The organism is Sphingomonas hylomeconis (assembly GCF_025370105.1).
Classification (GTDB): Bacteria; Pseudomonadota; Alphaproteobacteria; order Sphingomonadales; family Sphingomonadaceae; genus Sphingomonas; species Sphingomonas hylomeconis.
Map to the genome: position 1 here is coordinate 60,611 of NZ_JANQBK010000014.1, position 23,822 is coordinate 84,432.

Annotated in this window: 15 protein-coding genes and 1 tRNA gene; 10 read left to right on the top strand and 6 right to left on the bottom strand. The window is 66.0% G+C overall.

The window, feature by feature from the left end; genetic code table 11:
- Positions 1-128: 128 nt before the first annotated feature.
- From NV401_RS14600 to ku, 4 genes are all read right to left on the bottom strand, one after another.
- Positions 129-1,016: a transglutaminase family protein gene (locus NV401_RS14600; RefSeq protein WP_261295177.1), complete on the bottom strand. Its 888-nt coding sequence runs from the start codon at positions 1,014-1,016 to the stop codon at positions 129-131.
- The gene (locus tag NV401_RS14605) at positions 1,013-3,496 is read right to left on the bottom strand and encodes a circularly permuted type 2 ATP-grasp protein (protein ID WP_261295178.1); all 2,484 of its coding nucleotides are present in this window, start codon (positions 3,494-3,496) and stop codon (positions 1,013-1,015) included. Before NV401_RS14605 ends, NV401_RS14600 begins: the two co-directional genes overlap by 4 nt.
- 155 nt (positions 3,497-3,651) lie before the next feature.
- On the bottom strand, positions 3,652-6,165 hold the full coding sequence (gene ligD / locus NV401_RS14610) for a DNA ligase D (RefSeq protein ID WP_261295179.1): 2,514 nt from the start codon (positions 6,163-6,165) through the stop codon (positions 3,652-3,654).
- Between the two features lie 37 nt (positions 6,166-6,202).
- Entirely contained in the window at positions 6,203-7,087 is an 885-nt protein-coding gene (gene ku / locus NV401_RS14615; RefSeq protein ID WP_261295180.1) for a non-homologous end joining protein Ku, read from the bottom strand.
- Between the two features lie 128 nt (positions 7,088-7,215).
- On the opposite strand from ku, the gene pdxH reads away from it, so the two are divergent.
- From pdxH to NV401_RS14645, 6 genes are all read left to right on the top strand, one after another.
- Complete coding sequence (gene pdxH, locus NV401_RS14620; protein ID WP_261295181.1) at positions 7,216-7,794, top strand: pyridoxamine 5'-phosphate oxidase; 579 nt, start codon at positions 7,216-7,218, stop codon at positions 7,792-7,794.
- Entirely contained in the window at positions 7,791-8,735 is a 945-nt protein-coding gene (locus NV401_RS14625) for a cation diffusion facilitator family transporter (RefSeq protein WP_261295182.1), read from the top strand. Before pdxH ends, NV401_RS14625 begins: the two co-directional genes overlap by 4 nt.
- Positions 8,736-8,754: 19 nt before the next feature.
- Positions 8,755-9,549, top strand: coding sequence for a PhzF family phenazine biosynthesis protein (locus NV401_RS14630; RefSeq protein WP_261295183.1), 795 nt, complete (start codon positions 8,755-8,757; stop codon positions 9,547-9,549).
- Positions 9,550-9,632: 83 nt separating this feature from the next.
- Positions 9,633-10,637 (top strand): cobaltochelatase subunit CobS, encoded by a 1,005-nt coding sequence (cobS, locus tag NV401_RS14635; RefSeq protein ID WP_261295184.1) that lies wholly within the window; start codon positions 9,633-9,635, stop codon positions 10,635-10,637.
- On the top strand, positions 10,634-12,466 hold the full coding sequence (cobT, locus tag NV401_RS14640) for a cobaltochelatase subunit CobT (RefSeq protein ID WP_261295185.1): 1,833 nt from the start codon (positions 10,634-10,636) through the stop codon (positions 12,464-12,466). The genes cobS and cobT overlap by 4 nt, the downstream gene beginning before the upstream one ends.
- Complete coding sequence (locus tag NV401_RS14645; RefSeq protein ID WP_261295186.1) at positions 12,459-12,725, top strand: ribbon-helix-helix domain-containing protein; 267 nt, start codon at positions 12,459-12,461, stop codon at positions 12,723-12,725. Before cobT ends, NV401_RS14645 begins: the two co-directional genes overlap by 8 nt.
- A 107-nt stretch (positions 12,726-12,832) precedes the next feature.
- Here NV401_RS14645 and NV401_RS14650 read toward each other — a convergent pair whose 3' ends face one another.
- Positions 12,833-17,458, bottom strand: a complete 4,626-nt coding sequence (locus tag NV401_RS14650) for an NAD-glutamate dehydrogenase (RefSeq protein ID WP_261295187.1) — start codon at positions 17,456-17,458, stop codon at positions 12,833-12,835.
- 78 nt (positions 17,459-17,536) lie between these two features.
- Entirely contained in the window at positions 17,537-18,769 is a 1,233-nt protein-coding gene (locus NV401_RS14655; protein WP_261295188.1) for a PAS domain-containing protein, read from the bottom strand.
- Between the two features lie 175 nt (positions 18,770-18,944).
- Here NV401_RS14655 and NV401_RS14660 point away from each other — a divergent pair.
- The 4 genes from NV401_RS14660 to NV401_RS14675 all read left to right on the top strand — a co-directional run bounded on the left by NV401_RS14660 (position 18,945) and on the right by NV401_RS14675 (position 23,724).
- Positions 18,945-19,020, top strand: a tRNA-Thr gene (locus NV401_RS14660).
- Positions 19,021-19,183: 163 nt separating this feature from the next.
- The gene (locus NV401_RS14665; RefSeq protein ID WP_261295189.1) at positions 19,184-20,404 is read left to right on the top strand and encodes a tyrosine-type recombinase/integrase; all 1,221 of its coding nucleotides are present in this window, start codon (positions 19,184-19,186) and stop codon (positions 20,402-20,404) included.
- A 126-nt stretch (positions 20,405-20,530) separates the two neighbouring features.
- Entirely contained in the window at positions 20,531-21,736 is a 1,206-nt protein-coding gene (locus tag NV401_RS14670; RefSeq protein ID WP_261295190.1) for an FAD-dependent oxidoreductase, read from the top strand.
- Positions 21,737-21,738: 2 nt separating this feature from the next.
- Positions 21,739-23,724, top strand: a complete 1,986-nt coding sequence (locus NV401_RS14675) for an NACHT domain-containing protein (RefSeq protein WP_261295191.1) — start codon at positions 21,739-21,741, stop codon at positions 23,722-23,724.
- Positions 23,725-23,822: the final 98 nt, after the last annotated feature.

Consider the following 23,822-nt stretch of genomic DNA (forward strand, 5'->3'; position numbering starts at 1 on the left):
GGGTGGGAGTGCAACGTTCCCGCAACACCGTCATCCCGGACTTGATCCGGGATCCCGCTTCTTCTTCTTCTTCCGGTTGCGATCAGGAAAGCGGGACCCCGGATCACGTCCGGGGTGACGGTTATTCTTCAGGCCATGTCTGATACCGGCGCGACGTCGACGCTGACATCCATCTTCTGCGCACCCGAGCCCAGCACCACGCCGTCGATCGGCGCGATCTCGGCATAATCGCGGCCGATCGCCATGACGATATGGTCGCCCGCCATCCAGATGCCGTTGGTCGGATCTACGCCGACCCAGCCGAGCGCCTCGCCGCACCACAGCAGGACCCAGGCATGCGTCGCATCCGCGCCGACCAGCCGTTCCTGCCCGGGCGGCGGCAGCGTGCGGATATAGCCCGAGGCATAGGCGGCGGGCAGGCCGGCGGCGCGCAGCCCGGTGATCATGATCTGTGCGAAATCCTGGCACACGCCGCCGCGCTTGACGAACGCCTCGTGCGGGATCGTATCAACCAGGGTCGCTTCGGTATCGAAGGCGAATTCTTCCTGGATGCGGCGCGCGAGGCCCATCGCCGCCTCGAGGCACGGGCGGTCGGGCTGCAATTCCTGCGCGCACCAATCGGCGATGTCGCGGTCGAGCGGGATCAGCGGCGACGGGAAGAGATAGGCGGCCGGGCCGGCGGGCGAGGGATCGCGGCTGATCCGCGCGGCGGCGGCGATCTCGGCCAGCGTCGGATCGCTCGCACTCGGCATCGGCACCGGGCGATCGACCACGATGCGCGAGACGCTTTCGATGACGAGGTGGCGCACCGGTTCCTCGATCACCAGGCGGGTGACGTTGGCAAGGCCGGCTTCGGCGCGGGCCGGCGCGGTGCGCCCGGCAGGCGACACGGAGAGGTGATAGTCCTGCAGCGTCTGGCCGGACCAGTGGATCGGCTTGAGACGCAGGTTGCACCGGGCGAAATTAACCTGGCGGCCGTAATCGAACGTCGTGATGTGCCGGATATCATAGATCATGCCAGCGTCATCCCCGCCGCGCGCAGCGGTTCCGCGCCCTGCAGGAAATACCGCCGCGCCACCGCGTCCGACAGCGCGAACAGCCGCCGTTCGATATCGGCGAGCATGTCGGCATCCAGCCCCGCCGCGGTGGCGGTCGAGACGATCGCCATCAATCCCGCCGCCTGCGCCTGCTGCGCTTCGTCCATCCCGTCGTCACCGAGCACCGGCAGCGCCTTCATATGCGCGCAGATCGCGTCGATCTGGAACGCCAGCGCGCGCGGGTTGCCCGGATCGAGCGCGACCAGATCGACCACGGGTACGCGCGCGATGCCGGTCAGATAGCGCTGGCGATAGCTGATCTGGCTGTCGGCGATATCGAGCAGCGTCGACAGGTCGTCCGCGCTCGCCCCGGTCAGGCCGAACGCCCATAGCGCGCGGGTGACGACGAGCGCGCGCTCGATCCGGCGGCCGAGATCGTGGAACCGCCACGAGGCGGTGCGGCCCATATGTTCGGCGGACAGGCCGGACAGCGCGGCATAGCGCCGCTGCAGCGATCCGGCGCGATCGAGCATCCCGCCGCGCGTCGGCATGGGCGCGTCGAGCAGCCGCACCATATCGGCCGACAGGCGGTCGCGCGACCCCTGGCCGATGCCGCGCGCCATGCGGTTGAGCCAGCGCACGCTGCTATACTGCTGGTCCGCTTCCAGCGCGGTCCGCGCGAACTGCGTCAGATCGCTGCGGCGCAGGCTTGGGGGATGCGGCGCCGCGCCGGCATTGACCACCAGCCCGACCAATTTGCCGACCGTCGCCGAGTGCAGGCCGGCGCCGGCATCGGCATCGATCGAATTGCCCAGCATCACGCGGATCACGCCGAGCAGTGCTTCGCCACGTTCGAGATAGCGGCCGAGCCAGAAGAAATTGTCCGCCACGCGGCTCGGCAAGGTGCCCGGGTTGCGCCGGATATGCACCGAATCCGTCGCCGGCAGCAGCGAGACCTGCTCGACCGATTCCGCGCCGTGGATCACGACATCGGCGGACCAGCTGCCCTCGCCCATCACGTTGGCGCGCGGATCGCTGTCATCGCCGATGCGCGCAAAGCCGCCGGGCATGATCGTCCAGTCCCCCTTGGCATCGCGCGCGGCGAACACGCGCAGCGTGAAGGGGCGGGCGACGAGCCGGTCGTCGGCGACCACCGGCATGGTCGACAGCCGCACGACTTCCTGCCCGACATAATCTTCCGGCCGGCGCGTCATGTCGTCGAGCAGCAGCGCGCGCGCCGCACCGGTGATGTCCGAGCCATGCAGCGCGACGCCGCCAGGCAGGCCGAGCGGGGCCACGCCGAACGCCGGGCCGATCAGCAGCGCATCGAAATCCTCGCGCACTGCGGCAAGGGCGCCGTCCTGCCCGCACCACCAGGTGGCGATATTGGGCAGGATCAGGTCGCGCCCGGTGAGCCGCATGGCGAGCGCGGGCAGGAACGCGCCGAAGGCGGCGGATTCGAGCACGCCGGCGCCGGGCGCGTTGGCGATCACCACTTCGCCCGCCGCCATCGCATCGATCAGGCCGGGCACGCCGATGCGCGAATGCGAATCGAACGCCAGCGGATCGAGCATGCGCGGATCGGTGCGCCGCCACAGCGCGTCGATACGCTTCAAACCGCCGATCGTGCGGACGTACAGCCGGTCCTCGAGCACCGCGAGATCGTCGCCCTCGACCAGCAGCAGCCCGAGATAGCGCGCGAGATGCGCCTGTTCGGTATAGCTGGCGGCGTAGCGCCCCGGGGTGAGCAGCCCGATGCGCGGCTCGACGCGGCGGCAGGCGGCGGCCAGACCCTCACGGAAGGCGGCGAAGAACGGGGCATGGCGCGCGACGTTGAGCCGCGACTGCAGTCCATCCAGCGTGCGCGACACGGCGAGCCGATTTTCCAGCGCATAGCCGGCGCCGATCGGCGCGCGCAGATGATCGCCGAGCACGCGCCACTCGCCGGTCGGGCCGCGGCCGAGATCGACCGCGATGAAGTTCAGGTGGTGGCCGCCCGGCGGGACCAGCCCGACCATCGGCCGCATGAAATAGGGCGATCCGCCGACCAGGGCGGCCGGGATCAGGCCGCGCCGAACCAGCGCCGCCTCGCCATAGAGGTCGGCAAGGATCGTCTCGAGCAATTCGGCGCGCTGCGCGACGCCGGCGGCGATCCCGGCCCATTCCGCCGCGCCGATCAGCAGCGGGACGGGCGAGGCCGGCCAGGGTCGCTCGTCGCTCTCGCCGATGATGCGGAAACCGGTGCCGATATCCTCGGCATGGCGCTGCACGCGTTCGCGCGCATGGCCGAGATCGTCGCCGGCGACGGCGGCGAGTTCCTCGAACATCGCGGTCCAGGCCGCGCGGTCGCGACCGGCGGCCAGCACGTCGCCGTGCAGCGGCTGCTGGCAATATGCGGCGATCCAGCGCTGCGCGTGAATACCTGCATCGAGCAGGGACGGGGCGGGTAGGCTGGCCACAACAAGTTCCCGAAAATGCTGGCGCGGACCCGACCACAAAGGTCGCGCCGGTGCAACACCCCAACTTCCGTCAATCCGGACTTGATCCAGGGGCGAGTCTTCGCCCGTGAGCGGAAAGCAGCGTCATCCCGGGTCGAGCCCGGGATGACGAGGAATCAAAGGTCCGGCAGCACCTGCGCGGCGAAACCCCAGCCAGCCAGCTCGCGCGAATTGGCGCGCTCGATCAGTTCGGCAGCATCGCGCACGCCCCAGCGATGCGCGTTCTCGATCTCGCGCAGTTCGCTCCACGATACGGGCGCCGCGACCGGCGCGCCGCTGCGCGCGCGCGCCGAATAGGGCAGGACCGCCGTGCTGCCGCGCTGGTTGCGCAGATAATCGATGAAGATGCGCCCCTTGCGCTTGGCCTTGGACATATTGGCGACGAACCGCGCGGGCTCGGCGGCTTCCATCGCGCGGGCGAAGCGATCGGCGAAATCCTTCACCGCCGGCCATTCCGCCTCCGGCTGCAGCGGCACGACGACATGCACGCCCTTGCCCCCCGACAGCATCGGGAAGCTCACCAGCCCCATTTCGGCGAGATGCTCCTTGAGGTCCTCGGCGGCTTTCTTGACCACGGCAAAGTCCAGCTCCTCGTCGGGATCGAGATCGAACACCATCCGGTCGGGCTGCTCCAGCGTCGCCACCGACGAGCCCCAGCCGTGGAACTCGATCGTGCCCATCTGCACGCACATGACGAGGCCGTCGGCATCCTGGACATAGATGTAGTTTTCGGTCGATCCGTCCTTTTCCAGGATCGGCACCTGATGGACATGCTCGCCGAACACGCCGGCATCGTGCTTCTGGAAGAAGCAGCGTTTGCCGCGCCCCTGCGGGCAGCGCACCAGGCTGATCGGGCGATTGGCCGCCCAGGGCAGCATGATCGGCGAGACCGCGGCATAATAGTCCGCCAGATCGCCCTTGCTGACATCCGAATCCGGGAAGATCAGCCGTTCGCGGCTGCTGACCTTCACATGGATGTCGGGTGTCTCGGGGGCGGCGGCGGCCGGTTTCTCGGCCACCACGTCGCGCGCCGCCTTGTCCTCGCGCAGCCCGAGAAAGCTCGAATGGCGCAGCACGCCATCGGGGGTCACCTCGGCATAGGCGATTTCGGCGACGAGCTTCGGCGTCACCCAATGCGCGCCGCGCACCGCGGCCTTCGGCGCCTCGACCGTGGGCGTCTTGCGCTCGATCTTCTTCATCCGATCGAGCAGGTCCATCATTAACTCGCCGGAAAAGCCCGTGCCGACCTTGCCGGCATAGCGATAGCCGTCGGACGTGTTGACGCCGAGCAGCAGCGCCTTGAAGCCGCGCGACTTGTCCGACGGCGTCCAGCCCAGGATGACGAATTCCTGGCGCCGGATGCATTTGATCTTGAGCCAGTTCTTGGTGCGGGCGCCACGATACGGCGCGTCCGCCCGCTTGGAGACGACGCCTTCATAGCCCTGCTCGCACATCGTCGAAAACAGCTGCTCGCCCGAGCCGATGATATGTTCGGAATATTGCAGCCGCGCATCGGCGCCGTCGATCACGGCGCGGAGCCGTTCCTTGCGCTGGATATTGGGCAGGCCGGCAATATCCTCGCCATCGAGCGCGAGCAGGTCGAACGCGAACAGCGTCATGTCGCCGCCACGCGAGATGGCGTCCTTCAGCGTGGAGAAATCGGGTTTGCCGTCCTTGAACGCGACGATCTCGCCGTCGAGCAGCGCGGATTTGACCGGCAGCTTGGCGGCGGCGTCGGCAATCGCCTGGAATTTCTCGGTCCAGTCGAGCCCCGAGCGGGTGAACACCTTGGCCTTGCCCTTGGCGATCGCGATCAGCGCGCGATAGCCGTCATATTTCACCTCGTGCAGCCACTGGCTGCCGGTGGGCACGGTATCGACGAGCGTGCAGAGCTGCGGTTCCCTGAATTCCCCCCCGGCACGGGGAGGGGGACCGCCCGGCTCCTTCAGCCGGGTGGTGGAGGGGGGCTTCCCCGAGCGCTTCGCTGCCGGCCCACCCCCTCCACCGCGCGAAGAGCGCGGTCCCCCTCCCCGTGCCGGGGAGGATTTAGAGGCTTTCCCCTCGGCGATCTCCAGCATCGTGCGGCCGGTCGCCACGCTGGTCAGCCCGGTTTCGACCAGCGTATCGGTCCCGCCCGCCTCGGCATCGTCGATCTTGCGCAGCAGCCAGTTCTCGTTCTTCTCCTTGCCGCGCGGCTTGAGGCGGATCAGCAGCCATTCGCCCTTCATCCGCTCGCCGTCGAGCACGAAGTGCAGATGGCCCTTGTCCAGATCCTTGGCGCTCTTGCCCTTGATCGGGGACCAGGTGCCGCGATCCCACAGCATCACCGTGCCGCCGCCATATTCGCCCTTGGGGATCGTCCCCTCGAAGGTGGCATAGGAGAGCGGATGATCCTCGGTGCGCACCGCGAGCCGCTTCTGGCCGGGATCGATGCTGGGCCCGCGCGTCACCGCCCAGCTTTTCAGCACGCCGTCGATCTCGAGCCGGAAATCCCAGTGCAGGCGGGAGGCGTCGTGCTTCTGCACCATGAAGCTGTTGCCATGGCCGGGATCGAGCGTGCCGGCGGGCTCCGCGGTCTTCGCGAAGTCGCGCTTGGCGTTGTAGAGCGCGAGCGGATCGGTCGCGCTCATGCTCCCCTCCCGTGCAGGGAGGGGGGTAGGAGACGCACTACGCACGTTTCTTTGCCGGTGCGCGCTTGGCCGGGGCCTTTTCCGCCGCGGGCTTCTTCGCCGCCGTCTTGGCCGGCGCCTTCGCCGCGCCGCCCGATTGCCCCATCGATTTCTTGAGCGCCGCCATCAGATCGACGACGTTGGATGCCTTGCCGGGCTTCTCGTCGCTGCTGTCCTCGATGATCTTGCGCCCCTTGGCCTTCTTCTTGCGCTCGACCAGCCCCTTGAGCGCATCGACATAGCGATCGTGGAATTCCGCCGGATCGAATTTCGCGGTCTTCTTGGCGATCAGCGCCTCGGCCAGTTCCATCAGGTCCTGATCGGGCTTGTCGTCCGGTATGTCGCGGAAATAGCCCTGCGCCTTGTGCACCTCGTCGGCATAGCGCAGCGTCTCCAGCACCATGCCGCGCCCGCACGGCTTCAGCGACACGACATATTCGCGCCCGCGCATCGCCAGCTGGCCGAGCCCGACCTTGCGCGTCGCGCGCAGCGCCTCGCGCAGCACGATGAACGCCTCTTCCGCCAGGTCGTCCGCCGGCACCACGAAATAGGGCTTTTCGTAATAGAGCACGTCGATCTCGTCGGCATCGACGAACTGGGTCAGCTCCAGCGTCTTCTTCGATTCGAGCTTTACCGCGTCGATCTCGTCCTGCTCGAGCAGCACGAATTCGCCCTTCTCGTATTCGAAGCCTTTCATGATCTCGTCGGTATCGACCGGGCCGACGCCGGTGACGATCTTTTCGTAATGGATCGGCTTGCCGGTCGGTTCGTGGATCTGCTTGAAACTGACCGCGGCGCCGGACTTGGTCGCGGAATAGATTTCCACCGGAATCGAGACCAGCGCGAGCCGTATCTGTCCCTGCCAATAGGCGCGTGCGGCCATGTCCGGTGTTCCTTCGTTGCGAAGCCGATTCAATTCCTCAGAAACGAGTCCGTTCCGCGCTTCCGTCACCCCCCTCCCAGGGAGGGGAGTAGGTTTCGTTCGACGCCGACCTCCGCTACAGAACCGCCATGACCACCGATCCCTTCGCCCTGTTCGATTCCTGGTACACGGAAGCGCGCGCCAGCGAGATCAACGATTCCAATGCGATGGCGCTGGCCACCGTCGCGGCGGACGGCCGACCGTCGTCGCGCATGGTGCTGCTCAAGGGGCATGGCCCCGACGGCTTCGTGTTCTACACCAACCGCGAAAGTCGCAAGGCCGGCGAGATCGCCATTAATCCCAACGTGGCGCTGCTTTTCCACTGGAAATCGCTGCGCCGCCAGATCCGCATCGAAGGGGCGCTGGCGCAGGCGACCGATGCCGAGTCCGACGCCTATTTCGCCAGTCGCGGCCGCGATTCGCAGCTCGGCGCCTGGGCCTCGGACCAGTCGCGCCCGCTGGCGGATCGCGCCACGTTCGAAGCGCGCTTCGCCGCGATGGAACAGCGCTTCGCCGGCGGCGACGTGCCGCGTCCGCCGCATTGGGGCGGCTACCGGGTGACGCCCGTGGCGATCGAATTCTGGCAGGACCGCGCCCACCGGCTGCACGAACGCCGCGTCTTCACCCGCACGGACGGCGGGTGGCACGAGGGGATGCTCTACCCATGACCGAAGAACAACGTCGCGCCATTCCCTTCGCCGTGCGCGCCGCGCTCGCCAGCGTGGGCATGGCGTGCTTCCTTCTGCTGCTGAAGGGGTTCGCCGCCTGGCATACCGGCTCGGTCGCGATGCTGGGCAGCCTTGCCGATACCGGGCTCGATCTGCTTGCCAGCCTCGTCACCCTCTACGGCGTCAAGCTGGCGTCCGAACCGGCGGACCATGACCACCGCTTCGGCCACGGCAAGGCAGAGGCGCTGGCCGCGCTGTTCCAGGTTATGCTGATCACGGCTTCGGCCGCGGGCATTGCGTGGCGCGCGATCCTCGCGTTCGGCAAGACCGCGCCGACCCAGGATGCCGATTTCGGCATCGGCGTATCGATCATCGCGATCCTCGCGACGATCGTCCTGCTCGCCTATCAGCGCCGCATCATCCGCAAGACCGGTTCGGTCGCGATCATGGCCGACAACGTCCACTACCAGTCGGACGTGCTGCTCAACGGATCGGTGATCGTCGCGTTGATTCTGGATCAATATGTCGGCCTGCACGGCGCGGATCCGATCATGGGCATCATCATCGCGCTGTGGCTTGCCTGGGGTGCGTTCCAGGCGTCGTCCAACGCGATCGACCAGTTGATGGACAAGGAATGGCCCGAGGACGAGCGCGCGCGCTTCATCGAGGTCGCCGCGCGGCAGCAAGGGATCAAGGGCATCCACGATTTCCGCACGCGGCGCTCGGGCAGCCATGAATTCGCGCAGTTCCACATGGAGGTGGCACGCGATCTCACCGTGTTTGCCGCGCACGACATCGTCGAAGGCGTGGAGCGCGCCTTGCGCAAGGCCTATCCCAAGGTCGAAGTGCTGATCCATCTCGATCCCGAGGGGCATGTCGATACTGACAATCCGCTGGTCGAAGCGGATGTGACGCCGCATTGGTTCGCCAAGCGCATCTAACGACATATCGGAGCTGCAGATGAGAATTCCGTTCGTCCAGATCGATGCCTTTGCCAGCGCGCCCTTTACCGGCAATCCCGCCGCGGTGATGCCGCTCAGCAGCTGGCTCGACGACGATGTGCTGCAGGCGATCGCGGCCGAGAACAATCTTGCCGAAACCGCCTTCCTGCTGCCCGACGCGAGCGGGGCGGCAGATTTCGAGCTGCGCTGGTTCACGCCGGTCAACGAAGTCGTGATGTGCGGCCATGCGACGCTCGCCAGCGGCCATTTCGTACTGTCTTCCGATACCGCGCTCGATCGTGTCACCTTCCGCACGCGGCAGGCGGGAACGCTGCACGTCGCACGCGTCGATGACGGCTATGAACTGGCGCTCCCCGCCTGGGTGACGACGCCCAAGCCGCTGCCCGAGATCGTCGCCGCGCTCGGCGTGCGCGATGTCGTCGAGACCTTGTGGCACGAGCATCGCTACGGCGTCGTCGTGCTGGAAACGGCCGAGCAGGTGCGTGCCGTCGATCCCGATTTTCGCCTGCTGGCGCAGCAGGGCGATTGGCTGACGATCGTCACGGCGCCGGGCGAGCGGACGGATATCGTGAGCCGCGCTTTCGCCCCGGGGGCGGGGATCGACGAGGATCCGGTGACCGGATCCGCGCATGCCGTCGTCGTGCCCTATTGGGCCAAGAGGTTGGGCCGCGACACGTTCACCGCCTATCAGGCGAGCGCGCGCGGCGGGCAGCTCGACTGCCGGCTGGCCGGCGACTGCGTGGTGCTCGGCGGGCAGTGCGTCACGACGATCGAAGGCACGTTCTTTCTGTGATCGGAGCAAAGTTGATCGCCAGCAGTTGAGTCGGCAGCCGCGCTTGGCCTAAGGCGTTTGGGCAGACACGAGGCGCATCCTTCATGACCGATATCCCCAATATCCAGCCCGACAGCCGCGAGACGACGATCCTCGACGCGCCCGATCGCATGATCAAGGTGCGCGACCTGTTCGGGACCGATTCGGACATGGAGGTGCCGGCCTTCTCCGAAGCCGACGAGCGCGTGCCCGATCTCGATCCGGCCTATGTGTTCGATGCCGATACCACGCTAGCGATCTGCGCCGGCTTCGCGTTCAACCGCCGCGTGATGGTGCAGGGCTATCACGGCACGGGCAAATCGACGCATATCGAGCAGGTCGCGGCGCGGCTGAAATGGCCGTGCATCCGGATCAACCTCGACGCGCATATCAGCCGCATCGATCTGGTCGGGCGCGATGCGATCGTGCTGAAGGATGGCAAGCAGATCACCGAATTCCGCGAAGGGCTGCTGCCCTGGGCGTTGCAGACGCCGACCGCTTTGGTGTTCGACGAATATGATGCCGGTCGTCCGGACGTGATGTTCGTGATCCAGCGCGTGCTCGAAACCGAGGGTAAGCTGACGCTGCTCGATCAGAACCGCGTGATCCGCCCCAACCCCAATTTCCGCCTGTTCGCCACCGCCAACACGATCGGTCTGGGCGATACGAGCGGCCTGTATCACGGCACGCAGCAGATCAACCAGGGCCAGATGGACCGCTGGAACATCGTCGTCACGCTCAACTATCTGCCCGCGGCAGTCGAGGCGCAGATCGTGCTCGCCAAGTCGGGCGAATATGACAAGCCGGAGGGCAAGGCGCAGGTCGACAACATGGTCCGCGTCGCCGACCTGACGCGCAAGGGCTTCATCAACGGCGACATCTCGACCGTGATGAGCCCGCGCACGGTGATCACCTGGGCGCAGAACACGCTGATCTTCAAGGATGTCGGCTTCGCGTTCCGGCTGAGCTTCCTCAACAAGTGCGACGAGGCGGAACGCAGCCTGGTGGCGGAATATTACCAGCGCGTGTTCGGCAAGGATCTGCCCGAGAGCGTGGTAGGGAAAGCTTGACGACCGAGACGCCTCTCGACCGTTTCAAGGCCGTGCTCGGCGGCACGTCGCGCGCGCTGGCCGACGAACCGGAGATCGAGCTCGCCTTCACCGCCGATGCGCCGGCCGCGTCGGGCAAGCATATCAAGGTGCCGATGCCGGCGCGAACCCTGCCGGCCGCGCAGGTGGCGGAAGCGCGTGGCTTCGCCGACGGTTTTGCGCTGCGCCTGAAGCATCACGACGTGGCGTTGCACGCCCGCGGCGCGCCGGGCGATGCGGTGGCGCGCGCGGTGTTCGACGCGGTCGAAGGCGCGCGGGTCGAAGCGCTGGGATCGCGCGGTTATGCCGGCATCGCCGCCAATCTGGCGACCGCGCTCGACATGCGGCTGCGCGCCGATCCGATCACGCGCGCGCGCAATCGCGAGGAAGTGCCGCTGTCTACCGCGCTCGGGCTGATGGTGCGCGAGCGGCTGACCGGGCTGCAGGCGCCGGCGGTGACGGCGCCCGGCATGGCGCTGGTGCGCGAGTGGATCGAGGGCAAGGCGGGCAAGGATCTCGACGGCTTGGCGCTGGCGATCGACGACCAGCGCGCGTTCGCCACGCTGACGACGCGGCTGCTCGAGGATCTCGAGCTGATCGAAGGCGATATGATCCCCGAAGACAGCGACGAGGGCGGCGACGACGAGGAAGGCACCGAGGACCAGCAGTCCGACGAGGGCGACGAAGGCGAATCCGAGAGCGACGAGGGGCAGGGCGAGGTCGAGGCGCGCGGCTCGGAGCGCGACGCCGATAGCGAGCAGGGTGAGTCCGGCGAGGAAGGCGAGCAGGAGTTCGACGACGCCGATGGCGAGCCCGGCGATCAGGGCGAGGACGGCATGCTGCCGGTCCGCCCCAACCGCCCGATGCAGGATTTCGCCGGCCAGTTCGACTATAAGGCCTGGACCACGTCGTATGACGAAGTGATCGCCGCGACCGAGCTGTGCGACGCGGACGAGCTTGCCCGCCTGCGCTCCTATCTCGACCAGCAACTGGTGCACCTGCAGGGCGCGGTGACCAAGCTCGCCAACCGGCTGCAGCGCCGGCTGATGGCGCAGCAGAGCCGGTCATGGGATTTCGACCAGGAAGAGGGCATGCTGGATGCCGCGCGGCTGGCCCGCGTGGTGGTCAATCCGATGCAGTCGCTGTCCTACAAGATCGAGCGCGAGACCGATTTCAAGGATACGGTGGTCACGCTGCTGATCGACAATTCCGGATCGATGCGTGGCCGCCCGATCTCGATCGCGGCGATCAGCGCCGACATTCTCGCGCGCACGCTCGAGCGCTGTGGGGTCAAGACCGAGATCCTGGGCTTCACCACGCGCGCCTGGAAGGGCGGGCAGAGCCGCGAGACGTGGCTGGCGGCGGGGCGGCCGCCGCAGCCGGGCCGGCTCAACGACGTGCGCCACATCGTCTACAAGCGCGCCGACGAGCCGTGGCGCCGCGCCAAGCCCAATCTCGGGCTGATGATGCGCGAGGGGCTGCTGAAGGAGAATATCGACGGCGAGGCGCTGATCTGGGCGCATTCGCGGCTGATCGGCCGATCGGAGGACCGCAAGATCCTGATGGTGATCTCGGACGGCGCGCCGGTCGACGATTCGACGCTGTCGGTCAATTCCGGCAGCTATCTGGAGCGGCATTTGCGGCAGGTGATCGGCTGGATCGAGACCAAGTCACCGGTCGAGCTGGTGGCGATCGGGATCGGGCATGACGTGACGCGCTATTACCAGCGCGCCGTGACGATCATGGACGCCGAACAACTGGGCGGGACGATCATCGAGCAGCTGGCGGCGCTGTTCGACAAGAATGATTGATCCGCCGCCCGGCGGGTTCGTCGGGCCGGTCAAACGCTCGGTGACGATCGCCGGACACCAGACGTCGATCAGCCTCGAGCCGCTATTCTGGGCCGCGGTCGAGCAGGCGGCGGCGGCGCGGCAATTGCCGCTGAGCGCGCTGATTGCCGAAGTGGATGCGGTGCGCATCCTGGCGGACGATCCACCCAACCTGGCAAGCGCGCTCCGGACGTGGGTGCTGGGGCAATCCTCCCCGGAACGGGGAGGGGGACCAGCGTAGCTGGTGGAGGGGGTGAGCCGGCAGTGCTACGCTGCCGTTGCGTTGCCGGCCCACCCCCTCCGTCGCGCTAGGCGCGCCACCTCCCCGTGCCGGGGAGGAGCTTCAGATCACCGCCCCAGTAACACGCGGGCCTGACCGGCGATCTGCGCCAGCATCGCGGCATTCGGCGCCGTCGCGTTGCGCGCGCGATCGACCACCGCCTTGAACTGCGCGACGCGGTTGGCGTTGCGGCTCAGCCAGCTTTCCACCAGTGCCTGCGGATCACCGCCGGTCTCGCCACTGCGGCCAAGGAAATCGAGCCGCAATTGCTGGAAATCGCGTGCCAGCCCGGCGATCAGCAAGCGTTCCCACGGATCGCTCGGCGCAATCCGCGCGGCATTGGCCTGCGCCCAATCCAGCCCCAGCGCCTGGCCCAGCCGGGTGAAGGCGCGGGTCAGCACCAGTTCGTCGAGGCTGAGCCGCTGCCCGAGATCGGCCAAGCCGACCGCACCATCCATCTCGAACAGGCGGACCACCTTCTGCACCAGCTTTTTGGGCGCGCCCGCCGTCTCCAGCCGGGTCGCGATCCGCGCGCTCTGCGCGCTCGCTTCCTCGAGCAGCAGATGCTTGGTCTGCTTGTCGAGGCTGGCGATGCCCTTGGCGATGCGCTTGAGCACCTGGCTCGGCTGCGCGCCGGGCGGCGTGATGCGCAGCAGATCGGCGATCTGCGCGCGCACGCCGACCGCGACCTCGTCGAACAAAGCGATGCGCGCCGCTTCGGGCATCGCCGCCGTCTCGATCTCGCGCCACAATTCGGGCAGGTCGAACAGGCGTTCGGCGACCACGAACAGCGCCGCGATATCGCCCATCGCCGCGCCTTCCTCCTCGGCCAGCTCGAACGGGTAGAGCACGCCCATGCGGTTGACTATGCGGTTGGCGAGCTTGGTGGCGACGATCTCGCCGCGCAGGCGATGCTCGTCGATTGCCTGGCCGAACTTCTTCTGCATCGCCTTGGGGAAGGCCGCGTGGAGATCGCCGAGCAGTTCCGGATCATCTGCCAGATCGGTCAGCTCGATCGCATCCTGCAGGGCGAGCTTCGCCGTCGCCAGCAACACGGCGAGTTCGGGCCGCGTCAGCCCGCGCAGCTCCTGCACACGGCGCAGCAGATCGTCGTTGCTGCCGAGCCCCTCGACCGCACGATCGAGCCGCCCGTCGGCCTCGAAGATCTCGATCACGCGGACATAGCTCGGCAGCGCCTGCGCACCGTCGTTTTCGGCCACCGATAGCGCCAGCGTCTGCAGCCGGTTATCCTCGAGCACGAGATGCGCGACATCGTCGGTCATGCTGGCGAGGAACGTGTTGCGCTTGTCGTAGCTAAGACGCCCCTCGATCATCTCGCGGTTGAGCGCGATCTTGATGTTGACCTCGTTATCCGAGCAGTCGACGCCGGCGCTATTGTCGATGAAGTCGGTATTGATCCGCCCGCCCCGTGCGGAAAAGGCGATGCGCGCGGCCTGCGTGACACCGAGATTGGCGCCCTCGCCGATGGCGATGGCGCGCAGATCCTCGGCATCGACGCGCAGCCGATCATTGGCGGGATCCCCGACGGAGATGTTGTTTTCAGCCGCCGCCTTCACATAGGTGCCGATGCCCCCGAACCAGATCAGGTCGACCGGGGCCTTGAGGATCGCCGAGATGAGCGCGGTCGGCTCCATTTCCTCCGCGGTGATGCCGAGCGCCGAGCGCACCTGCTTCGACAATTTGATCGTCTTGTCGGTGCGCGGATAGACGCCGCCGCCCTTGGAGATCAGCTTGGCATCATAATCCGCCCAGCTCGAGCGCGGCAGCGCGAACATGCGGTTGCGCTCCGCCCAGCTCGCCGCCGGATCGGGATCGGGATCGAGGAAGATGTGGCGGTGATCGAACGCCGCGACGATCTTGAGCGTCCTGGACAGCAGCATGCCGTTGCCGAACACGTCGCCCGACATGTCGCCGCAACCGACGACGCGGATCGATTCGCTCTGCACGTCGACGCCGCGCTCGGCGAAGTGGCGCTGCACGCTGAGCCACGCGCCCTTGGCGGTGATGCCCATCGCCTTGTGATCGTAGCCGACCGACCCGCCGCTGGCGAACGCGTCGCCGAGCCAATAATCATTCTCCAGCGCGATCGCGTTGGCGACGTCGCTGAACGTCGCCGTGCCCTTGTCCGCCGCGACGACGAAATAGGGATCGTCGCCGTCGAGGATCGTCACGCCGGCAGGGTGGATCACCGCATTCTCGACGATATTGTCGGTGATCGACAGCAATGACCGAATGAAGATGCGGTAGCTCTCGGTGCCCTCGGCGAGCCAGGCGTCGCGGTTCGACGCGGGCGGCAGCTGCTTGGGGTAGAAGCCGCCCTTCGCGCCGGTCGGCACGATCACCGCATTCTTCACGCGCTGCGCCTTCATCAGGCCGAGGATTTCGGTGCGGAAATCGTCGCGCCGGTCGGACCAGCGCAGGCCGCCGCGCGCGACCGGGCCGGCGCGCAGATGGATGCCCTCGACGCGCGGGCTGTACACCCAGATTTCGCGCCATGGCACGGGGGCGGGAAGGCCGGGAATCAGATGGCTGTCGAGCTTGAACGCCAGCGCCGCCTGGCCGGCGGGCGCGAAGGCATTGGTGCGCAGCGTCGCCGCGATCACGCTGCGCAGCGCGCGCAGGATGCGATCGTCGTCGATCGCCGACACGGCATCGAGCCCGCGGTCGATCGCCGCGTCGGTGGCAATGATGCCGGAGGCGTCGTGCGCGGGATCGTGCGCCGCCGCGAAGCGATCGATCAGCGACCGGGCGACGTTCGGCGCGCGGCGTAGCGCATCGACGACGGTGGCCAGGCTGTAGGTCAGCCCGGCCTGGCGCAGATAGCGGAACCAGGCCCGGAACAGCACCACGGAGGCCGGGGCCATATCGGCATCGACGATCAGGCGGTTGAACGCATCATTCTCCGCCTGCCCCTCGAGCACGGCGGCGATGGCGTTTTCCAGCACGCTGGCGTCGCCCGCGAACGGCCGCGCCGCCTCGACAAAGAATTCGTGCACGAAGCCCTGCGCCTCGTCGGTCAGCGCGTTGGGGATTTCCGCGATCACGCGAAAGCCGAAATTCTCCAGCACCGGGACGGCATCCGACAGCGCGAGCGCGCCGCCCTGGCGGTAGATCTTGAGCCAGGCGGCGCCATCGGGCCCGTGATACAGCCGCACGTCGCGGTCGCCCGGGCCCTCCAGCCGCGCCAGGCGGACGATATCGCGCGCGGCCTCTTCCGGGCTGGCATTGTTGCGATAGTTTTGCGGGAAGGTCGCGGCATGGCGCAGCGCCAGCCGCGCGGCGCGCGCCGGATCGACCAGCTCGCCCAGCGCCGCCTCCACGGCGGGCACCCAGCCGCGCACCATGCGCGCCAGCCGCGTGTCGAGCGGCCCGGCGTCCGGCATGGCGCCGCCATCGCGCAGATCGAACGTGTAACGGATCAGGGCGACGACGCCGTCTTCCAGCGACAGGCTCCAGTTGAGCAGGGTGCCGTTGCAGGCCTCGGCGAGCATGTCGCCGATCGCCACACGGCGCGCCGTGGTCAAATCGTCGCGCGGCAGCCAGGTGAAGGCAAACAGGTGGCGCCCGAGCGTCGAGCGGACCAGCACCAGCTTGGGCCGCGGCCGATCCGCCAGCGACATGGCGGTCAGCGCCAGGTGTTCGAGCGCTTCACTGTCGAAGGCGGCGATCAGATCGTGCGGCAGCGCAGCCAGCGCGTGCGTCAGCGCCTTGCCGGTATGGCCCTTGGGATCGAAGCCGAATTTCTCTTCCAGCGCGGCCAGCCGCGTGCGCAGCACAGGCACGTCCTGCGGCGCGGCGCGCAATGCCGCGCTGGTCCACAGCCCGGCATGGATCGACAGGCCGACGACCGCATCGCCGTCCATCACCGGCAGGAGGACGAGATCGAGCGGGACGTGGCGGTGCACGCCGGAAATCAGATTCGATTTGAGCAGCAGCGGCGCATCGCCGCCGGCGGCGAAATGGCCGACGGCCAATGCCCGCGACGCATCGGCCAGGATCGGCACGGTCCGGGCGTTGCGCGCGATGCCCAGTTGCGACGCGCTCTTGCCGTGGATCCAGGTTTCGTGACCGAGCAGCGTGAAATAGCCGTCGAGCAGCCAGCGCAGCAGCGCCGCGCCCTCGCCGTCACTGTCGTGATGGCTGCTGGCGAGCAAGGCATCCGAATCGCGCGCCAGCGCGTCCTGCAGCGCCGGCCAGTCCGCCACCGCGACACGCACGTTGGCGAGATTGGCGGTAAGTTCGGCGAGCAGATCGCGCCGTTCGCGCGCATCGGCGCGTTCGAGCTCGATATAGATCATCGATTCGGGGCTGCCGGTATCGCCGACCGCAGTCAGCGCGCCGCTCTCGTCGCGCGTCACGCGGAGCACCGGATGGATGATGCGATCGATGCCGATGCCGTGCGCCGCGATCGTCGCGGCGATCGAATCGACCAGGAACGGCATGTCGTCGTTGATGATCGCCAGCCGCATGCGGCGCCGCGGATCGGTGCCCGAGATCGGCTCCAGCTCCATTACCGGCGTGCCGGGTGCGCGACATTCCGCCGTCGCGGCGACAAAGGCGGCAGCCGCCTGTCGCTCCTGCTTGTCGAAGCCCTGCAATTCGCCCGGAAGAGCGCCCTTGGTCAATCGGACGGCGAGCGCGTCCGACAGCGATTTCAGCGTGGTCTTGGCCATGGCTGACGCCTATGCGCCTGCCGGTTTTTTAGCTCAACCCCCGTCGGGTGCCCAATTACTGCGCAAACGGCTCCGCGATCACAGGGCGGCGCGCATCGCCTTGTCGACAAAGGCGGCATCATCGAGCGTCGCGACGACCTCCAACGCGCCATCGTCGCCCGCCCGCGCCAGCATCACGACGTAACCGCCGGCGGCAATGCCGGCGGGCAGCGACACATGCGCCAGGCTGGGCCGGTCGTCGAACGCCGCGCGATAATCCTCGTCCAGCCGGGCCGGCTGGCGCAACGCGCGCTCGGCCTTGACCACGCCCTTGATGCCGCCGTCGAATCCATCGAGAAAGTCGCCGAACGTCTCGGCCTCGACGCCGAGGCGGCGGGCATGGCTCAGCACGGTGGCATATTCGGTCAGCCGTGTCTTGTCATAGTCCGCGCCGAACACGAGCTTGACGATCGGCGTCATCGGCGCACGCAGTTGCAGCACGATCCCGGCCTGGTCGAGCAACGCCTCATAGCCCTGCGGATCGCGATCGGCGGCGGCGGCGAAGGCATGGGCCCGGGCCAGCGCGCGATACAGCGCGGCGCGGCCGCGCGTGTCGGCGGCGCGCACCGCGGCGGCGGTCTGCTGTGCCAGCGTCAGCTGGTCGGCGAGATCGCCGAGCGGCGGCGCGTCCGGTTCGTCATCGCGCTCGGCGCTCGGGCCATCGGCCCAGACCGGCGCCGCTGCCGTGGCGCGTGGCGCATGGCGCACCGACTCCTCGACCTCGGCATCGAGCCTGGCCTGCGTCTCGGGATTGACCAGTTCCTTCCAGTTGATCACGCCGTAGATGAAATCGATCGTCGTGCCATCCGACGAGAAGGGCATCAGGATGCCGCGATACATCATGTTGTGGCCGCGTGAGCCGACGAATTCCGCCTCGAACCCGATCGGCGCGCGATTGGCGATGATCTGCAGATAATGATCGGTCAGGCGGGACAGCAGCGAGCGACTCGGCACATGCGAGATCATCGTCACGGACGATTTGAGATCGCATTCCTCACGCAGCGCACGGCCGAGAAAGGCGATCGCCGGATCTTCGACGCCGCGCGAGAAATCCAGCAGCACGCTGTGCGGCCCGAAATCGGCGATATTGGCGGGATCGAGATCGGCGATCGAGGGATAGGGACGCCCCCGCAGCAGGGACACCCAATGATTGTAGGCGCGCACATGCATGCGCCGCTCATCGCTGCCGATCTCGATCGTCGGTTCATCGACGGTGAGGTCAGGCTCGTCATCGTGGTGGATCCGGTCGTCGAAACCGCGAACACTATCCATTGCGTAAACACCCTTGGGGGGATCGGTCGCCCGTTCCGTTGGTCCGACGCCTTGTGCATCGCCCGTGGTAAACGATGCGTAAAGGGCTGCTCGTGCGGCGTCGCGCTTGCCAGCACCGAACGGACCTGCTAACCGCGCCGCCTCGCAGTGATCGGATGTCCCGCCACTGCGCCATGCCGCTTTAGCTCAGTTGGTAGAGCATCGCATTCGTAATGCGGGGGTCACAGGTTCGAGTCCTGTAAGCGGCACCATTACCCCCTTCCAAAACGTCCAAAAATCCTCGCAAACCCGCAGAAATGCTGGTAAAATTGGCCATCGGCTGTCCGCTCGCGTGCGCCCCAATCCACCTGTTTCCGGTCGATTTGGGGGCCTCGGTGGGGGCCCCGAGCAAATGGTCAGGATCGAGGCCCCCAAATGGCAATTAAATCTTTGGAGATCAGCAGGTTAAAGCCAAAAGAAACGGCGTATAAAATCGCCGATGAGCACGGGTTGTACCTGCAGGTGCAACCCACGGGCACGCGGCTGTGGCGATTGAAGTTTCGATTTCGCGGCGTCGAAAAGAAGCTCGCGCTCGGGCAGTACCCCGAAGTGTCGCTCAAAGATGCTCGCGCAAAGCGTGACGAGGCCCGGCGCCTGCTTGCAAACGGCATCGATCCGGCGGCAGCCAAGCGCCAGGCTGCCATTGAGGCGACGATCAGTGCTTCGACGACTTTCAAGCTCGTCGCGGACGAATTCATCGAGAAAATGGAGCGCGAAGGGAAAAAGGCAGCGACCATCAGAAAGGCGCGCTGGTTCCGCGATCTGGTTGATCACGACCTTGGTCACCGTCCGGTTTCCGAAATCACGCCGCACGAGCTTTTGAACGCCCTTCGCAAGGTCGAGAAGAAAGGACACCACGAGACTGCGCAGCGCTTGCGCGCCTTCGCTGGTCGCGTCTTCCGCTACGCGATCGTCACGATGAGGGCGAAAGACAATCCTGCAGATCTCCTCCGCGGTGCGCTTACCGCCCCCCAGGTAAAGCATCACGCCGCCATCCTGGATCCCAAGGGCGTTGGCGAGTTGCTGCGCTCGATCGAGGAATACTCAGGCAAACCCGAGACGCTCATCGCGCTTAAGATCGCGCCCCACGTCTTCGTCCGTCCCGGCGAGTTGCGCCAGGCCGAATGGCCGGAGTTCGATCTCGAAGGTGCGGTGTGGCGGATCCCTGCCGCGAAAATGAAGATGGCCCAGCCGCACGCGGTTCCGCTATCAACTCAGGTCATCGGGCTATTGCGCCAGCTTCGCAGTCTCTCCAATGCCGGTTCTTTTCTGTTCCCAGCGTTTCACACGACGCGGCGCTGCATGTCGGAGAACACGCTCAACTCCGCACTGCGCCGGCTTGGCTATGGCGGCGACGAGATGACTTCCCACGGCTTCCGCGCCGTAGCGAGCACACTCCTAAATGAATCCGGCCTTTGGCATCCAGATGCGATCGAGCGGTCGCTCGCCCACAAAGACCCAGATCAAGTCCGTGCCGCCTATCATCGCGGCGCCCATTGGGCCGAACGGGTACGGATGATGCAATGGTGGTCCGACTACCTAGACCAACTCCGCGATGGAGCGCAGATTCTCACCCCTGCATTTCGCCGCGCCTGATGCGCACGACGCCCATCGAGCGCGAACGCACGTACTTTTGACGTTTAAATTAAGTGGCTCGCGCAATTGCAAATGGCAATTAAGTCGCTTAAATATGTTGAAAGGGATGGTTGGTACTCTATGTCCATGACAAGGGATTTCAGCTTTGTGATCGTCGGAGGCGGCATCCTCGGTAGCGCCTTGGCGGCCTTGGCTGCGGGCTACGGGCTCCAACCCCTCGTGTTGCGGCGTTCAGACCTTTTGTCGCCCAATGCAGATACGCTGCGAAATCAAGGCTGGCTTCAATCGGGGATAATGTACCCGATCAGCCATTTTTCTAGTCCTGAGGCCTATGCGAATTTTGCAGCAAAGACCTACTTTGCTGGGCGTGATCTGCTGGCGATGTGCAATCTGCCGCGCCCCGAGCCGGGAGGTCTTCTTGGCGTGAGTGCGGATTTTCATATCCAGCAGTTGGCGCGCAAACGAGAGCTCCTCAAGCTGTCGGATTACGAGTTCGCCCAACTCGAGGCCGCCGAGGCGAAGCGCCTCATGGGCATGCACTACGAGAAGGGCTCTACTTACTATCGTATTCCTGACGGACCGTTCAACGAGGCAGCTGTGCTATGCCACTTCCGGGACGAGGCAACGCGCTCCGGTGCCATCTTCATTGAGGTCGATCAACCCGTCGAGCTTGAACGAAAAAACGATTCGGTACGAATTTTATTCGCGGACAGGGAAATCTTGAGCCCAACCGTCGTCGTCACTGCCGGCGCGGGGTCGTTCACGCTAATGCGCCAATGTGGTGTCCATCTCGATGGTGACCTCCAGCGCACCCCGCTAGTTGTCGGCGATGCTCCATCCGATATGCCCGCCTCTATCGTGGTGGATCTTGATCGTGGCTTTAGCGCCGTCCGGCATGATCGCGGTCCCGGCGGCGCGGCGGTTGTGATGGGCACGCGCGCAAAGACGCTGCCCGCACCTGATCCCGCCGAGCGTATCGTTGCTGTGTCTGATCAGGCCGAATTCGGCGCACTCGTGCCGCCCGCCTTCCAGTCTTCGCTAGCATCCGGCCGATACACTGCCGGGTACGAGGTCATGCCCAAGCGGGGCTTGGGCCCCAGCGCTTATGAGCCATGGATTCGCCAGGAAGGGCCGGTAATATTCGGGAGTCCCGGTCGCGCTACCGTCAGCGCGCTGGCGGCACAAAAGCTTCTCGCCGATGTGATCGAGCGCTGGCAGGCGAACCGCCAGCAGCGCACCAGCGCCGTCGATTTGGCCGGCTGCAGCGAATGGAACTGCCCGATCGCAATGCACTACATGCCAACTTACGACTATAACGACGCTGAGGTCTGACCGTGTCTAGGAAATCTCAAGCCAAGCCGAAGGTTAGCGCCTTCGCGCGCGTCCTGAAGCTGTTACTCGATGATGCCGGCTTTTACACGCGCGCCGCGTGGAGCCGCTTCCTTGGCGTCAGCGAGGCAGCACTCTCGCAATGGACTAATGATCGTACCGTACCGCGCGCTGATCTGCTGCGCATGGTTGTTGATCTGTTGACCCTCCGTGGTGGCGTCGCGGCCGGCGAGGCACTGCTCGCGCTTGAAGCCATCATGGACGAGCCGTCCGAGAAAATCTCGCCGATAGGGTTGAGGTTCGCGCCTTCCCTTCGAGCTTACTTGAAGGTGCGCTCGCTCGGCGAAATGGGCGACGCGCTTAAACACCTGCCGATTGACGAGCAGATCGCGGTTCTTCGGGAGGGCGCGAGTGGAACGCAACCATTCGCGGCACAGACGGCGTCTGCCATGGAGCTCGATGCGCCGATCATCCAGCCGCGAGGGTTGGGGCCGGCTTGGAGGGTTCCGAGGCTCGTCCGTGCCGACGGCCCGCACGGCCGCGAGCGACAGGTGACCCTAGAGGAATTTGAGGCGCTGACGCGCATCGCTCTTGTCGGAGCGCCGGGCTCCGGCAAGACGGCGTTCCTTCATTATCTGCGAGAGCAGGTTCCAAGCTGGCGACCGTCGGAGACGATCAGTCTGAGGAACCGTTCTGTTGCCGAGTTTGACGAGTGGCTCCGCGCACGTGTCGTCCTCGACGCGCCATGCCCGCTCATCGTGGACGGTCTCGACGAGATGCCCATGGGCCAGCGCGAGGAGGCAATGGAGGTTATCAGCCAGACCGTGAACGATGTCAGCAGCGCGCGGGTGCTGGTTGCTACACGACCAGTCGGCGGGCTGGCACGTCTGTCCGGGTTCCAAAATGTCACGATCGCACCTTTGTCGGACATCGACGTGGTCGCGGAGGTGACTCGTTCGGCTTTTGCGTGCACGAGTCCTGTCGAGGTCGATAGATTCCTGTGCCATTTGACCGAGCGCGAGTCCCTCAAACCAGCGCTCCGCAATCCGCTGTTTCTGCAGATCGCCTGGTCGCTGTTCGAGAACAGCGCCGTCACTCCTTTCTCTGAAGGTATGATCGTCCGCGAGTGCGCGCGGGGGCTGCTAGAGCGCGATCATAACAAGGGGTTCAGCCGTGTTCGCGAGCCATGGGCTTCCTCGAACATTCTGTTCGCGCTATTGGGCGAGGTCTCGTTTCATCTACTACGGACACATGAGGAAACCTTCGACGCGACCCGCCTGGCGAGGTGGATCGACAAAACGTCCTGGAAAATACCCGTCAGCAGATTCCTCGATCTTCTCCTTGTTCAGGGGATACTGGTAGAGGACAAGGATCACTATTCCTTTTCCCATCGCATCCTGCGCGACTATTTCGCCGCGCGTTATGTGATCGAGAGCGCCGCAAGCGCAGTCGATTATTTCGAGTCAGCGCCTAAGCAGCCGATACTGCGCGGGGCGATGCGCATGGCGTGTAGTCTCGCCAGCGACGCCACCCCACTGCTCCAGACCGTGATTGCTCACCGTGCTCCCCACGGGGCGAACTTCACGCTTCTCGCGGAGATGCTTGCGCAGCCGATCGTGGCGCGTCCTGATATCCTAACTGACAGCAGCCGCGCGATTGTTTCTTGGCTCGATGAGCAGACTTCCGACTGGAAGCTCGTAGAGGACGACGAGGTATTTTCCGACCGATCGCCCAAGTGGCTGGTCAGCGCTGAGGTTGGCCGCCCAAGAGAGTCTGACGCAATCGTCGGGACGCTGCGCGCGATCCATCAGGCGCGATCGGGTCCGGCTTATGAACCACTGAAGGCGCATCTTAGAGAGGCGCGTTCGTCGTTTCTTCCGAGATTCTCGGAGGCGATGGACGTCGAGGGACGGCTCAACGTCAACCTTCGAAGCGAACACAGGGCACCTGGCGCCGCGCGGATAAGCGTGGAAAGCCTCCAGCTTGCCTGACGGCAAAGCATCTTGAGGCCTAGCTACATAGGTAACCTGGCCCAATCACGGCGCGCGTTCTCAGAATAGGCGAACGGCGCGCGGAGCGGGTGCGGATG